This window comes from Acinetobacter sp. YH01018, from assembly GCF_013420295.1.
In the GTDB taxonomy this organism is placed as follows: domain Bacteria; phylum Pseudomonadota; class Gammaproteobacteria; order Pseudomonadales; family Moraxellaceae; genus Acinetobacter.
In genome coordinates this window covers 43,792-56,907 of the sequence record NZ_VOYL01000006.1, presented here as the reverse complement: position 1 = coordinate 56,907, position 13,116 = coordinate 43,792, and the positions used below count along the sequence as shown (strand labels likewise).

At 42.5% G+C, this 13,116-nt stretch carries 15 protein-coding genes; 12 read left to right on the top strand and 3 right to left on the bottom strand.

Annotation, left to right across the window (positions count from 1 at the left end; all coding sequences use genetic code 11):
* The first annotated feature begins 47 nt into the window (after positions 1 to 47).
* The 6 genes from FTT83_RS03815 (at position 48) to FTT83_RS03790 (ending at position 5,553) form a co-directional block, all read left to right on the top strand.
* On the top strand, positions 48 to 1,061 hold the full coding sequence (locus FTT83_RS03815; protein WP_180176243.1) for a sulfate ABC transporter substrate-binding protein: 1,014 nt from the start codon (positions 48 to 50) through the stop codon (positions 1,059 to 1,061).
* A gap of 27 nt (positions 1,062 to 1,088) precedes the next feature.
* On the top strand, positions 1,089 to 1,694 hold the full coding sequence (locus FTT83_RS03810) for an alpha/beta hydrolase (RefSeq protein ID WP_180082234.1): 606 nt from the start codon (positions 1,089 to 1,091) through the stop codon (positions 1,692 to 1,694).
* A gap of 85 nt (positions 1,695 to 1,779) precedes the next feature.
* Positions 1,780 to 2,613 (top strand): sulfate ABC transporter permease subunit CysT, encoded by an 834-nt coding sequence (gene cysT / locus FTT83_RS03805; protein WP_180176244.1) that lies wholly within the window; start codon positions 1,780 to 1,782, stop codon positions 2,611 to 2,613.
* On the top strand, positions 2,610 to 3,503 hold the full coding sequence (cysW, locus tag FTT83_RS03800; RefSeq protein ID WP_086196155.1) for a sulfate ABC transporter permease subunit CysW: 894 nt from the start codon (positions 2,610 to 2,612) through the stop codon (positions 3,501 to 3,503). Before cysT ends, cysW begins: the two co-directional genes overlap by 4 nt.
* 11 nt (positions 3,504 to 3,514) lie before the next feature.
* The gene (locus FTT83_RS03795; protein ID WP_180082236.1) at positions 3,515 to 4,576 is read left to right on the top strand and encodes a sulfate/molybdate ABC transporter ATP-binding protein; all 1,062 of its coding nucleotides are present in this window, start codon (positions 3,515 to 3,517) and stop codon (positions 4,574 to 4,576) included.
* 53 nt (positions 4,577 to 4,629) lie between these two features.
* Positions 4,630 to 5,553, top strand: a complete 924-nt coding sequence (locus FTT83_RS03790; protein ID WP_086196157.1) for a CysB family HTH-type transcriptional regulator — start codon at positions 4,630 to 4,632, stop codon at positions 5,551 to 5,553.
* Between the two features lie 771 nt (positions 5,554 to 6,324).
* On the opposite strand, the gene carO is transcribed toward FTT83_RS03790, so the two are convergent.
* Positions 6,325 to 7,077 carry an ornithine uptake porin CarO gene (gene carO / locus FTT83_RS03785; protein WP_180082237.1) on the bottom strand — a complete coding sequence of 251 codons (753 nt, stop codon included), beginning with the start codon at positions 7,075 to 7,077 and terminating at the stop codon, positions 6,325 to 6,327.
* A gap of 302 nt (positions 7,078 to 7,379) precedes the next feature.
* On the opposite strand from carO, the gene dapD reads away from it, so the two are divergent.
* The 5 genes from dapD (at position 7,380) to FTT83_RS03760 (ending at position 10,792) form a co-directional block, all read left to right on the top strand.
* On the top strand, positions 7,380 to 8,201 hold the full coding sequence (dapD, locus tag FTT83_RS03780) for a 2,3,4,5-tetrahydropyridine-2,6-dicarboxylate N-succinyltransferase (RefSeq protein WP_092818612.1): 822 nt from the start codon (positions 7,380 to 7,382) through the stop codon (positions 8,199 to 8,201).
* 130 nt (positions 8,202 to 8,331) lie between these two features.
* On the top strand, positions 8,332 to 9,042 hold the full coding sequence (queE, locus tag FTT83_RS03775; protein WP_092818613.1) for a 7-carboxy-7-deazaguanine synthase QueE: 711 nt from the start codon (positions 8,332 to 8,334) through the stop codon (positions 9,040 to 9,042).
* Between the two features lie 38 nt (positions 9,043 to 9,080).
* Positions 9,081 to 9,752, top strand: a complete 672-nt coding sequence (queC, locus tag FTT83_RS03770) for a 7-cyano-7-deazaguanine synthase QueC (protein ID WP_092818614.1) — start codon at positions 9,081 to 9,083, stop codon at positions 9,750 to 9,752.
* 13 nt (positions 9,753 to 9,765) lie between these two features.
* Complete coding sequence (locus FTT83_RS03765) at positions 9,766 to 10,179, top strand: hypothetical protein (RefSeq protein WP_180176245.1); 414 nt, start codon at positions 9,766 to 9,768, stop codon at positions 10,177 to 10,179.
* Positions 10,180 to 10,333: 154 nt separating this feature from the next.
* The gene (locus FTT83_RS03760; protein ID WP_180176246.1) at positions 10,334 to 10,792 is read left to right on the top strand and encodes a peroxiredoxin; all 459 of its coding nucleotides are present in this window, start codon (positions 10,334 to 10,336) and stop codon (positions 10,790 to 10,792) included.
* A gap of 76 nt (positions 10,793 to 10,868) precedes the next feature.
* Here FTT83_RS03760 and FTT83_RS03755 read toward each other — a convergent pair whose 3' ends face one another.
* Positions 10,869 to 11,468, bottom strand: coding sequence for a LysE/ArgO family amino acid transporter (locus FTT83_RS03755; RefSeq protein WP_180042233.1), 600 nt, complete (start codon positions 11,466 to 11,468; stop codon positions 10,869 to 10,871).
* 119 nt (positions 11,469 to 11,587) lie between these two features.
* On the opposite strand from FTT83_RS03755, the gene FTT83_RS03750 reads away from it, so the two are divergent.
* Positions 11,588 to 12,478 carry a LysR family transcriptional regulator ArgP gene (locus tag FTT83_RS03750; protein WP_180042231.1) on the top strand — a complete coding sequence of 297 codons (891 nt, stop codon included), beginning with the start codon at positions 11,588 to 11,590 and terminating at the stop codon, positions 12,476 to 12,478.
* A 42-nt stretch (positions 12,479 to 12,520) separates the two neighbouring features.
* Here the strand turns inward: FTT83_RS03750 and FTT83_RS03745 are convergent, their stop codons facing one another.
* Complete coding sequence (locus FTT83_RS03745; protein WP_180042229.1) at positions 12,521 to 13,090, bottom strand: YceI family protein; 570 nt, start codon at positions 13,088 to 13,090, stop codon at positions 12,521 to 12,523.
* Between the last annotated feature and the right edge of the window lie 26 nt (positions 13,091 to 13,116).

Below are 13,116 nucleotides of genomic sequence, written 5' to 3'. Positions count from 1 at the left end.
TATTCTATACCCCTGTAATGAAACACATTAAGAATATTGAGGTTCGCATGAGCATTTCGGCAAAATTGAAACTTGGAGTTTTAGCAGCAGTTATATCTACCATTTCTTTAGCTGCTGCAGCGAAAGATTTTCTCAATGTTTCTTATGACCCAACACGTGAACTTTATGAAGACGTGAACAAAGATTTTAGCAAATACTGGGAAAGCCGTACCGGACAGAAAATTAACTTCAAGCAGTCACACGGTGGTTCTGGCAAACAGGCACGTGCGGTCATTGATGGGCTGGATGCCGATGTGGTGACTTTGGCACTTTCTGCCGACATTGATGTAATTGCGGAAAAAACCAGACAGTTACCTGCAGACTGGCAAAAGAAGCTGCCACATAACTCAACGCCATATACCTCTACCATCGTATTTTTAGTACGTAAAGGCAACCCAAAACACATTAAGGACTGGGGTGATCTGGTTAAGCCGGGGATAGGCATTATTACACCAAATCCTAAAACCTCTGGCGGCGCACGCTGGAACTATTTAGCGGCATGGGCCTGGGCAAAACACCAGGCGGGTGGCAATGATAAAACTGCACAGGAATTTGTGCGTAAAATTTATAAAAACACCAAGGTTCTCGATTCTGGTGCACGCGGTTCAACCACAACATTTGCAGAACGTGGCATTGGTGATGTGCTGTTGGCCTGGGAAAACGAAGCTCACTTAGCCCTTCGTGAACAGCCAGGAAAATTTGAAATTATCACGCCATCTCTGTCTATTTTGGCTGAGCCACCCGTGGCGATTGTAGATAAAAATGCAGAGAAAAAAGGCAATAAATATCTCGCTCAAGGCTACCTAAACTTCCTTTACTCGCCACGCGGCCAGCAACTTGCGGCTGAAAACTTTTACCGTCCACGCAATGCAAAAACACTGGCGCAATACAGCAAGGTATTCAATTCCTTAAAACTGGTCAGTATCGATCAGGAATTTGGCGGCTGGAGCAAAGTTCAAAAAGCGCACTTTGAAAATGGCGGTGTATTTGACCAAATTGTTAAAGCCAATAGTGCAAAATAATCGCATTCGATAAACAGGAGCATCGACATGATTCATACCGTAATTGTTCCAGGCGTAGGTGGCAGTGAACACGCACACTGGCAGTCGTGGCTACAACGACAACTCATGTCATGCTCCCGTGTGCAACAACAGGACTGGAACACCCCTGTGTTACAAAACTGGATTGCCGAGTTTGTAAAGACCGTGACGCCTATTCAGGGCAGCATCCAGATTGTCGCGCATAGTTTTGGTTGTTTAACTACTGTGGCAGCTTTAGCCCAGCACCCGGAACTCAATCAAAAAATTAAAAATTTGATTCTGGTTGCACCTGCCAATCCTGCCCGTTTTGGCGAAGCCGGTTTTTCACGTGATAGCCAGCAAGATTACCAATGCTATTTTCATCAGCTGAAAATTGCCGTGCCAACGACTTTACTGATCAGTGAAAACGATCCCTGGTTAAATTTTGAAGATGCCCAGCAACTTGCAAAGGCGTGGGAACTTAATCCGGTTAATCTGGGTCAGGTTGGACATATTAATGTTGCTTCCGGTTTTGGGCCTTTTCCTGAAATTTATGATTATTTAATTTCAGAAAATGTGCTGCAACATATCAATTTTACTGATGATAGCAAGTGCTTTTTCAAATTTGCAATTTAAACCCTGCAAATTATGCTTGTGCCGAATTAAACTTTTATTTTCGCTGACTTTATTGGTCAGTAGTCGCTCTTTTTAAGGAATCATCATGTCGCAGCGATCCCGAGTGCTGCCAGGATTTGGTCTTTCTCTAGGCTTTACCCTAGCGTATCTATCATTAATCGTGCTTATTCCATTATCTGCGGTGTTTATCAAATCGCTAGGTATAGGCTGGGATGGTTTATGGGAAATTTTAAGTTCAGAACGTATCTTAAAATCTTTGCAGTTAAGTTTTAGTGCTGCCCTATTTGCAGCCTTAGTCAATGTCGTGTTTGGCTTGTTACTGGCATGGTGCTTGGTCCGTTACAGTTTTCCCGGTAAACGTATTATTGATGCTTTGGTCGATTTACCCTTTGCCCTGCCAACAGCGGTGGCGGGTATTGCCCTAACCTCATTATATGCACCTACAGGCTGGGTCGGTCAGTATCTGGAACCCATCGGAATTAAAGTAGCCTATACCCCGATCGGGATTACTCTGGCGCTGATTTTTATTGGCTTGCCTTTCGTTGTACGTACCGTACAGCCTGTACTGAGTGATCTTGAAACCGAACTTGAAGAAGCGGCTTCTGCTCTGGGTGCCAACCGTTTTCAGATTGTCAGCAAAATTATCCTGCCCATTCTGTTTCCAGCACTACTGACTGGTTTTGCCCTAGCCTTTGCACGTGGTGTGGGTGAATATGGTTCCGTGATCTTTATTGCCGGTAACCAGCCATTTGAAACTGAAATCGCACCCTTGATGATTATTTCCCGTCTGGAAGAATATGACTATGCCGGTGCAACCACCATTGCCGTGGTGATGTTAATCCTGTCATTCGCGATTTTATTCCTGATTAACTTGCTGCAAGCATGGGCAAGCAAACGTACCGGGAGAACAGCACGATGAGTTTAATCACTAATAGCAATGCCTTAGCCGAGAAATTACAGTCCCGCGATGCGACGCGTGAACCAGTCTGGGTTCGCTATTTACTGCTTACGATTGCACTGATTTTCTTTTTAAGCTGCTTGATTCTGCCCTTAATTCTGGTCTTTGTTGAAGCATTTAAACAGGGGGTTGGGGTTTATTTTCAGGCACTGGTGCATCCAGACACCTTGTCTGCGGTGAAACTGACCTTATTGACCGCTGTAATTGCCGTGCCATTAAATGTAGTATTTGGCGTAGCAGCCGCATGGTCGGTGGCGAAGTTTAATTTCCGTGGCAAATCCATTCTCACCACCATTATTGATCTACCTTTCTCGGTTTCTCCAGTTATCGCAGGCATGATGCTGGTACTGATTTTCGGTACTCAAGGCTGGCTTGGCGGCTGGCTGATGGACAATGACATTAAAATTTTGTATGCCGTTCCTGCCATTGTACTGGCAACCGTATTTATTACTGTGCCTTTTGTGGCGCGCGAACTGATTCCCCTAATGGAAGCGCAAGGTACCGAGGAAGAAGAAGCTGCGATTGTACTGGGTGCTTCAGGCTGGCAAACTTTCTGGAAAGTGACCTTACCCAACATTAAATGGGGTCTGATTTACGGCGTGATTCTTTGTAATGCCCGTGCCATGGGTGAATTCGGTGCAGTATCGGTGGTGTCGGGTCACATTCGTGGTGAAACCAATACCCTGCCGCTACATGTTGAAATCCTTTACAACGAATATACCTTTAGTGCGGCATTTGCAGTGTCATCGCTTCTGGCTTTACTGGCAATTGTGACCCTGATCTTGAAAACATGGGTAGAAGTGCGCCAGGAAAAACAAAACAAACGTAATGAAGATTCAACAGTTTCTTAAGGAATGACATCATGAGTATTCAAGTTAAAAATATTGAAAAACACTTTGGTGCATTCCATGCACTTAAAAATATCTCGCTCGACTTTCCCGATGGTCAGCTGGTGGCATTACTCGGCCCATCTGGCTGCGGTAAAACCACCCTGCTGCGTATTATCGCAGGGCTGGAATCGGCAGATGGCGGTCAGGTGATTCTTGAGGGCGAAGATGCAACCAATGTGCATGTCCGTGAACGTGAAGTCGGCTTTGTATTCCAGCATTATGCCTTGTTCCGTCATATGACGGTATTTGACAACATTGCCTTTGGTTTACGTGTGCGCCCTCGTTCTACCCGACCATCAGAAGCTGAAATTAAAAAACGTGTGACCCGTTTGCTTGATCTGGTTCAGCTGGGCTTTTTGGCCGACCGTTATCCTGCACAACTCTCGGGCGGACAACGTCAACGTATTGCCCTGGCACGTGCTTTGGCGGTTGAACCTCGTGTATTATTGCTGGATGAACCTTTTGGCGCACTCGATGCCAAAGTGCGTAAAGAGCTGCGTCGCTGGTTACGTACTTTGCATGATGAATTGCATATCACCTCAATTTTCGTGACTCATGATCAGGAAGAAGCTCTGGAAGTAGCCGATCAAATCGTGGTGATGAACAAAGGCAATGTCGAGCAAATTGGTTCACCTCGTGAAGTTTATGAAACACCGGCAACACCGTTTGTATTCGACTTCCTGGGTCAGGCCAACCGTTTCGAAGGTCAAAACCAGCAAGGCATTATCCAGATTGGTGACGACCGTCTGCAACTACCGCAGGTGAAAGATGCTCCGCAAGGCAACGTGATTGCCTTTGCCCGTCCAAATGAATTACGCATTCATGCAACACCGCAAGAAAATGCCATTCAGGCCACTTTCCTGCGTGAAATCTGGATTGCCGGCAAGGTTATTGCTGAACTTCAAGATCGTCAGGGCAATTTAATTGAAATTTCGCTTAATTCTGAAGAAGCGAAGTTACATCAATTTAAACCAAATCAAACAGTGTGGTTAAGTCCAACGGGATTGCACCTGTTTGCCAATGACGTCGCTTAATAACAAATAGATGGGGCAAAAACAGCCCCATCCTCTTTAGGGTAAACAGCATTATGAATTTCCAACAATTAAGAATTATTCGAGAAACTGTTAGACAAAACTTTAATTTAACTGAAGCTTCGGCAGCACTTTATACGTCACAATCTGGCGTCAGTAAGCATATTAAAGATTTAGAAGATGAACTGGGCGTACAGCTGTTTATCCGTAAAGGTAAACGTTTGCTGGGCTTGACCGAACCTGGCCAGTCTTTACTCGGGATTGTGGAACGTATGCTGGTTGATGCAGACAATATTAAACGTCTGGCAGATGATTTTAACCGCGTCGATGAAGGTACGTTGACCATTGCAACCACGCATACCCAGGCGCGTTATGTCTTGCCGCCGATTGTGAACCAGTTTAAAAAAGAATTTCCAAAAGTTCATTTGATTCTGCAACAGGCCAGCCCGGTTGAAATTACCGAAATGTTGCTGCAAGGTGAAGCAGATATTGGTATTGCAACCGAGTCGCTAACTACTGAGGAGAACCTGGCCAGCGTACCTTATTATAATTGGCAGCACAGTATTATTACCCCGCAAAACCATGCACTTGCCAACAAGACAGACATTACGCTGGAAGACTTGGCGCAATATCCGATTATCACCTACCATGGCGGTTTCACAGGTCGTTCTAAAATTGACAAAGCCTTTGAAGAGGCAGGTATTGATGTTGATATTGTGATGTCAGCACTGGATGCAGATGTCATCAAAACCTATGTTGAATTGAATATGGGCGTCGGTATTGTCAACAATGTCGCTTATGATGCTGAACGTGACTATCGACTCAAACAGATTCCAACCGATATCTTTGGGGTAAATACTACCTGGATTGCAGTGCGCAAAGGTCATTTGCTGCGCGGTTATGGTTATGAGTTTATTTCACTCTGCTCGCCAGAAGCCGACATTAAGGCCCTGAAAAAAGTAGCTTATCCAGAAGAATAAGCATTTCATGATTTTTTTAAATAAGGGATATAAAAAATATCCCTTTTTAAATTCATCTGTCGTTGCAAAACTAGATTTATAAAAATAATTTAATTTTTCAATCACTTAAACATAAAAACCTCACATAATACTTGCTCATTCTATATAAAATCACAAAAGAAAAAATTGAATGGGGATATCTATATAAGCTAAGGCATTTGGTCTCAGTATTGGTGTTTTCATGACTAGCGACCTCTACATACTGCAGCACTGGAAAGCTCTAACCAATCCATTACCTCTTTTTTACAGCCGGATTATTAAGCCGAGTTCTCAACGGCCATTGTAGATGCCAATATTTCAGGTAAAACACTTCAGCCAAACCAGAATACCCCCCTCAACATTTACTTAAATTTCTACCCCAAATTTTGCCCATTCTTTTTATATTTCAAATGTTGCATTTAAATTGCAAACTCACACTCACTGGTCTTTTGGGCTCATCTACGATCAAGCTTTTGCCACAGATGTCAGCTATGCTTTATAGTTTGGGTATCGGTAGTTTTTATCCTATGTACTCTAATGTATTTATTGTCGCGGGTATAAAGACTCAACAAAGCCAAAGTTAAGCAAAATCAATAGGGTTCATGCAGTCTGTTTGGTATGTTATCTTCAGTAAACCATAACAAGGCTATTGCTTATGGCCTTAAGCTCCGTTACCGCTTCTAGCAAAAATAGCTGCATTGTCTAAAAATAAAAAACGAGCCGAAGCTCGTTTTTTTAAAGACTACTATTTTATTACCAATGATAACTTACACCGATTTTACCTACAGGAAGCCATTTGTGTTTGTCATCAGTCGCAATTTTAGTTTCATCAGCTGCAATATTGTCAACCAGTGAACCGCGTGTTGGGTTATCAGCCGCACCACCACTGACTAACTGTAAGTTAACATCTGGATTATCGGCATAGTAAGCACCGACTTCACCAAATACGCCCCAATTTTTATTAATCTTAGGCGCCCATCCTAAGCCTAAATATGGAGCAATGTCATTTTTGTAATCCATGGTCCCTTTAATATGAGCGCCATCTGCACCCGCTACAAAGTCTGTATGGTTAATGGTAAAACCTTCTCCCGCACCTACACGGCGATCAAGTTCATACTCATTATCTAAATAGGCTACACCAGCGGCCATATATAGACCTTGCACCCATCTATTTTCACTTGCACCCCAAGGACGAATTTCAGCATTCAAATAGGTATTTTTATTCTCCATATCAATGTCATAGTCTGAACCATTGACCGAGATATCATCAGACCAAGAGATATCGCCGCCATTATAACCCAATGCCAAACCGACATATGGGTTTGCAGTCCACAGTAATGCACCACCATAACCGGTTGTACCTACTTCAGCACGGACACTAGTTGGAATAAGCTGGTTACGTTCAAATGCATAACCATCTTGAACGACTGCATCATCAGCTGCCATGACTGTTCCGGCGACAGAGGTCAATACCGATACTGCTAAAAGCGTAGCTAAAGTTTTCATTGTAGATCTCCTCAAAAAGGTTTCTATTTCGTCATTAGTGCTTTTCTATCTAATAGTTAGAACTATAAAATATTAATTGCTCAACTTTTATTCGAAATTTGCTTAGTTTTTGTTATTTTTTGATACATTTTCTATTTGTTTTTGATTATTAAATCATTTTTTTGTTTATTTATCTGTGTAGCCGATTTTCGCTCCCATTTTGCCCATCTTTCATAATTAATTCCGATCCAAAGCCACTTTTTCATCTATTTATATCTCAATATAGTGTAAAATCTTAAAAATTTTTTTCTGGAAGGAAGATCATGTCTCAGCTTTCAACAATCATTGAACAAGCGTTTGAAGACCGTGCGAATTTCACAGCAGCAGATTGTCCTGCTGAAATCCGTCAAGCAGTTGAGGAAGTCATTGCTGGCCTGGACAATGGTACTTTACGTGTTGCTGAAAAAATCGAGGGTGAATGGGTTGTTCATCAATGGATTAAGAAAGCGGTATTGTTATCATTTAAATTAAACGACAACAAACCAATGGAAGCTTGTGATCTTCGTTTCTATGACAAAGTTGATACTAAATTTGGCGATTGGACTGAAGAACAGTTTAAAGCTGCAGGTGTACGTGTAGTACCTCCTGCTGTAGCCCGTAAAGGTTCATTCCAGGCGAAAAATGTGGTCTTGATGCCTTCTTATGTGAACATCGGTGCTTATGTGGATGAAGGTACCATGGTTGATACATGGGCAACTGTGGGTTCATGTGCGCAAATTGGTAAAAACGTTCACTTGTCTGGTGGTGTAGGCATTGGTGGCGTGCTTGAACCGCTTCAAGCGAACCCAACCATTATTGAAGACAACTGCTTCATCGGTGCTCGTTCTGAAATTGTTGAAGGCGTGATTGTTGAAGAAGGTTCTGTCATTTCAATGGGCGTATTCATTGGTCAATCTACCAAGATTTATGACCGTGAAACTGGCGAGATCCATTACGGCCGCGTTCCTGCAGGTTCGGTGGTTGTTTCTGGTAGCCTTCCATCTAAATGCGGTAAATACAGCCTGTACGCAGCTGTGATCGTGAAAAAAGTAGATGCGAAAACCCGTGCAAAAACTAGCTTGAACGATTTATTGCGCGAAGACTAAGATGTAGTCTGCTGCGGAACATTGATTGTTCCCCGGAGCTTCAACCGCTCCTCGTCTCTACGGTTAGCAATAGCCGTAGGGATTTTTATTTTTATACTGTGTTATTTATCCTGAGCTGGATTATGTTGTTATGAGTACTCTTCGATCTTCCGCTATTCCTGTTACCGATCCGTCTGCGGGGTTACGTATTACGGAGATTTTCTATTCATTACAAGGTGAAGCCAATGCTGCAGGATTGCCGACCGTATTTATCCGTTTAACCGGTTGCCCTTTACGTTGTACTTATTGCGATACCACTTATTCTTTTGAAGGTGGCGAACGCCAATCCCTGGATGACATTATTCAGACCGCACTGGATTTTAAAACACCCTATATTTGTGTGACCGGTGGTGAACCACTGGCACAGCCGAATGCCCTGCCTTTAATGCAGCGTTTAGCTGACCTGGGCTGTGAAGTGTCTTTAGAGACCAGTGGTGCACTCGATGTATCTAAAGTCGATCCGCGAGTTTCCAAAGTACTGGATTTTAAAACGCCAACTTCTGGAGAAGTTGCACGAAATTTGCTTAGCAATCTCGATCATTTAACCCCGCATGATCAAATCAAGTTTGTGATTTGTAACCGTGAAGACTATGAATGGTCAAAACAGCAGGTTGAACAATTCAAACTTGCCGATAAAGTCAGTACCGTGTGGTTCTCGCCTGCTTTTGCGGTAGAAAAAGGTGCGGTGAAATTACCCCAACTGGCACGTGATTTGGCTCAATGGATTTTAGATGATCATCTCCCGGTCCGTTTCCAGCTGCAATTACATAAATTGCTCTGGAATGATGAAACTGGTCGTTAATCCATTGTTATTTTGACTTATTTTTTGGAGATTTGAATATGCGCCCTCGTGCCATAGTTTTATTATCTGGCGGCTTAGACTCAACGACTTGTTTGGCTTGGGCGCAAGCACGTTATGAATGTATTGCTTTAAGTTTCATGTATGGTCAGCGTTCAACCACTGAACTGGATGCCGCTCGAGCATTAACCCAGCGTGCTGGTGTAGAACACCGGGTGATTAATATCGATTTAGGTAACCTGGGCGGTTCCGCATTAACAGACCATAACATTGACGTACCAGAACATGAACAAGAAGGTATTCCTGTAACTTATGTTCCAGCACGTAACACAATATTTCTGTCGTATGCGCTCGCAGCGGCGGAAGTTTTTGGTGCAGAAGCCATTGTAATTGGCATCAATGCCGTTGATTATTCAGGTTATCCGGACTGTCGCCCTGAATTTATTGAAGCTTTTGCCAACATGGCGCGCCTGGCAACCAAGGTTGGTGTAGAAGGAAAACCTCTTAAATTTGAAACACCTTTGTTACATTTATCCAAAGCAAATATCATTCGCTTAGGTATAGAACATGGCGTAGACTATAGTCAAACGGTGTCTTGCTACCAAGCAGACGACCAAGGACGTGCTTGTGGTAAATGCGATAGTTGCCGCTTACGTAAACAGGGTTTTGCTGATGCGGGTATCGCCGATCCGACACGTTATATACCGTCATAACAGGGTACAGTACATGAAAAATTTGAAGTCAAACATTATTCTTTCTACATTGGTTTCTGCAGTCGCATTGATGGCGACTGCTGCAAATGCAGCCGAAACAAACAAGCTTCAGGAAGCTTATAAAAGCACCAATGTAAAATCTGCTTTAATTAATGTTTGTAAGGAAGAAACTGCGAAAGGCAAAAAACTTACTTCTGCTGAAGTAAGCAAATACTGTACGTGTGCAGTGGAAGCGGATGGCCGTTTAACAAATGCACAAAAATGGGAAATCCAAAGTACCATTAACCAGAAGAAAAGTCCTGCGACTTTAGCTTTTGTGCAAAAACAAAATAAAGATCTGCAAGCGTGTTTTGGTCCACAATTGACAGGCAAACTCAAAAGCTTGACTGAAGAAGCCATGAAATCTGCTCAACAACCTAAAAAATAAGTTGATTTAGATTTAATAAAAGCCTGCATAATTGCAGGCTTTTTTATTTGTGAAAATTACCTTTCCTACTTCAGCATAAACATCGTTAAATTCGCTATCATGGCAGCATAAATTTACCATTCATATGACAATTTAACTTTATAAGGATGAACGCATGTCTGCTATTACGCTGCCTAATCAAGCCTTCCCGACCACAACCGGTGAAATTAACCTGACTGAAATTCCTACAGAATGGCTGATTGTGTATTTTTATCCTAAAGATTCTACTCCGGGCTGTACTACACAGGCGATCGGTTTCTCGTGTTTAAAAGATCAATTTGATGCCTTAAATAGCACCATTTTGGGTATTTCACGTGATTCGGTAAAAGCGCATCAGAACTTTACCGAAAAGCAGAAGCTGAGCATTAACCTGATCAGTGACAAAGAAGAAGTACTGTGCAATCTTTTCGACGTGATTAAAGAAAAGAACATGTATGGCAAACAGGTGATGGGCATTGAGCGCTCCACCTTTATTTTCCATAACGGCAAACTGGTCAAAGAATATCGCAAGGTCAAAGCTGCAGGACATGCCGAACAGGTACTGGAAGACTTAAAAGCACTTCAAGCAGCTTAATTTTTCATTATCAAAAGGCATGATTTTTAACTAGAAATAGTATTACTCATGCCTTTTTCTTTTGTGTTCCGCTCACTTATTTTAATAAGGAAATGGCAATCGACCACATCACACAGCCAATCATAATATCCAGTATTTTCCAGGCTTGTGGCCGTTGAAAAACCGGTTGCAAATAACGTGCTGCATAGCCCAAGCTAAAAAAGAATAAGAACGATGCCGTTATAGCCCCTAAGGCAAAATACAATTGCGTATTGGGATATTGTGTCGAGATCGAGCCTAATAATACCACCGTATCCAGATAGACATGTGGATTCAGCCAGGTTAAGCCTAAACAGATGAACAAGATCTTGCATAAAGAAGGTGCTTCGTTTTGACTGACATCTAAACGCTGCTCACCCTTCCAGGTCTGATAAAAATGTTGTGCTCCATATATCAGCAAGAAAATTGCACCGAAATATTTGGCAATATTCAGCCAATTCGGATGCAACATGACCAGCGCTGAAAAACCCAGCACTCCGGATGAAATCAATATAGCATCAGATAAAGCACAACACAGGCAAATGGCAAACACATGTTGCTGTTTTAAACCCTGTTTCAACACAAAAGCATTTTGTGCGCCAATCGGGACGATCAGACTTAAACCCATAACAAAACCATGTAAGGCACTATTTAACATACACAATAAAACTTAAAAATCATTCAAAAATCGTGTCTTGCATTATCCCAGCTTGAAGCATAAATTAAGTATGATTAAGAAAATATCAATTTAACTCAGTTTTTCTTAGGTAGCACCCTATGCTTTCAAGTAAATCCTGCGAAGCTTTTCTTGCTGTGGCAGAATCCGGCAGTTTTGATGAGGCTGCACAGCGACTGTGTATTACCGCTTCTGCAGTCACCTTACGAGTGCAGGCTTTGGAAAAAGATTTGGGACAGATTTTATTGCTGCGCGAACGTCCTTGTCGGGTCACGCAAGCTGGTCAAAAGCTGCTGGAACATCTACAGCATCAACGTCTACGTGAACAGAATCTTTTACAACAATTTATGGGGCAATCCAGCCAGCATGAATTTCATCAATTCAGTATTGCCACTAATGCTGACTCTTTATCAACCTGGTTACTCAAAGTTCTACAAAGCACATTAATCAAGCATAAAATTGCCCTGAAGCTGTCTCTGGATGACCAGACCCAAACCCATCAACTGCTTGAAACCGGTTTGGTTAATGCCTGCATCTCGACTGAATCCACAGCCATGAAAGGCTGTGAAGTACATTATCTGGGACAGATGACTTATTGTATGGTAGCCACACCTTCCTTTGTAGAAAGGTGGTTTAAAAATGGTATTCACCGCGATGCCTTAAAACATGCCCCAGCCATTATTTTTAATGGCAAAGATCTGATGCATCATCAGGTGATTCTGAACTTGTTTGGATTAAATCAGCAAAGTTATCCGCATTATTTTATTCCCGCCTCCACTGCATTTGTGGAAGCAGTACATTTGGATTTAGGCTTCGGTTTGGTGCCGGAATGTCAAATTGGTGATGATCTTCAAACTGGGAAACTGGTTGAAATTATGCCAAATGCCAAAACCGAGATGAAATTGTATTGGCATCACTGGAAGCAGCAATCTGTGCTACTGCAACAATTGACGATTGACCTGCTGGAAAAGGCTCAACATCAGATGAATTAAAAAAATGTAAATCAGCAGATATTTTGTGGCAAATCCTACTGCTTATTTGCGTTGCCATTGCCCAGATACTTCAATATTGACTTTCTCTCCGATGCCACCTAATGCCTTTTTCATCCCAAAATCACTACGCTTAACCATGGTTGTAGCTTCTACATTCATAAGTTGTGGATCAAATGGATTGGCTTCTAGGGACGCATCAAGGATCACCGGCCGGGTAATACCGCGCAGGGTCAGATCACCTTTGATCTTGTATTGATAGTTCCCCAAAGCGAGAAATTCATGACTGTTAAAAGTCGCTGTTGGGTACTTCTCTGCATAAAATAAATCTTCACCTAAAATCATATTTTTCAGTGAAGGCTTGCTCAATCTTAGGCTATTTACTTGCATCACAAACCGTGCCGAGGCATTCTGAGGTGCTGCAGAATCAAAGCTCATACTGGACTGAACCTGTTCAAACTTGCCTTTTACGGTTGAAAAGCCCATCGACTTCACCTCAAAGCCCACATAGCTTTGTGGAGTCAGTGTCCATTCCTGTGCATTGACCTGTGCGACGATACCTAGATGGATTACACTGACAATCAGGACACTTTGTAAGCTGGTTTCGATATTCATCTTATCCACTCCTGGGTCTTGGCAAT

Excerpts from the sequence above, each read along its gene's own strand:
- FTT83_RS03815 (WP_180176243.1), top strand. The coding sequence starts at position 48 with ATGAGCATTTCGGCAAAATTGAAACTTGGAGTTTTAGCAGCAGTTATA.
- FTT83_RS03810 (WP_180082234.1), top strand. The coding sequence starts at position 1,089 with ATGATTCATACCGTAATTGTTCCAGGCGTAGGTGGCAGTGAACACGCA.
- cysT (WP_180176244.1), top strand. The coding sequence starts at position 1,780 with ATGTCGCAGCGATCCCGAGTGCTGCCAGGATTTGGTCTTTCTCTAGGC.
- cysW (WP_086196155.1), top strand. The coding sequence starts at position 2,610 with ATGAGTTTAATCACTAATAGCAATGCCTTAGCCGAGAAATTACAGTCC.
- FTT83_RS03795 (WP_180082236.1), top strand. The coding sequence starts at position 3,515 with ATGAGTATTCAAGTTAAAAATATTGAAAAACACTTTGGTGCATTCCAT.
- FTT83_RS03790 (WP_086196157.1), top strand. The coding sequence starts at position 4,630 with ATGAATTTCCAACAATTAAGAATTATTCGAGAAACTGTTAGACAAAAC.
- carO (WP_180082237.1), bottom strand. The coding sequence starts at position 7,077 with ATGAAAACTTTAGCTACGCTTTTAGCAGTATCGGTATTGACCTCTGTC.
- dapD (WP_092818612.1), top strand. The coding sequence starts at position 7,380 with ATGTCTCAGCTTTCAACAATCATTGAACAAGCGTTTGAAGACCGTGCG.
- queE (WP_092818613.1), top strand. The coding sequence starts at position 8,332 with ATGAGTACTCTTCGATCTTCCGCTATTCCTGTTACCGATCCGTCTGCG.
- queC (WP_092818614.1), top strand. The coding sequence starts at position 9,081 with ATGCGCCCTCGTGCCATAGTTTTATTATCTGGCGGCTTAGACTCAACG.
- FTT83_RS03765 (WP_180176245.1), top strand. The coding sequence starts at position 9,766 with ATGAAAAATTTGAAGTCAAACATTATTCTTTCTACATTGGTTTCTGCA.
- FTT83_RS03760 (WP_180176246.1), top strand. The coding sequence starts at position 10,334 with ATGTCTGCTATTACGCTGCCTAATCAAGCCTTCCCGACCACAACCGGT.
- FTT83_RS03755 (WP_180042233.1), bottom strand. The coding sequence starts at position 11,468 with ATGTTAAATAGTGCCTTACATGGTTTTGTTATGGGTTTAAGTCTGATC.
- FTT83_RS03750 (WP_180042231.1), top strand. The coding sequence starts at position 11,588 with ATGCTTTCAAGTAAATCCTGCGAAGCTTTTCTTGCTGTGGCAGAATCC.
- FTT83_RS03745 (WP_180042229.1), bottom strand. The coding sequence starts at position 13,090 with ATGAATATCGAAACCAGCTTACAAAGTGTCCTGATTGTCAGTGTAATC.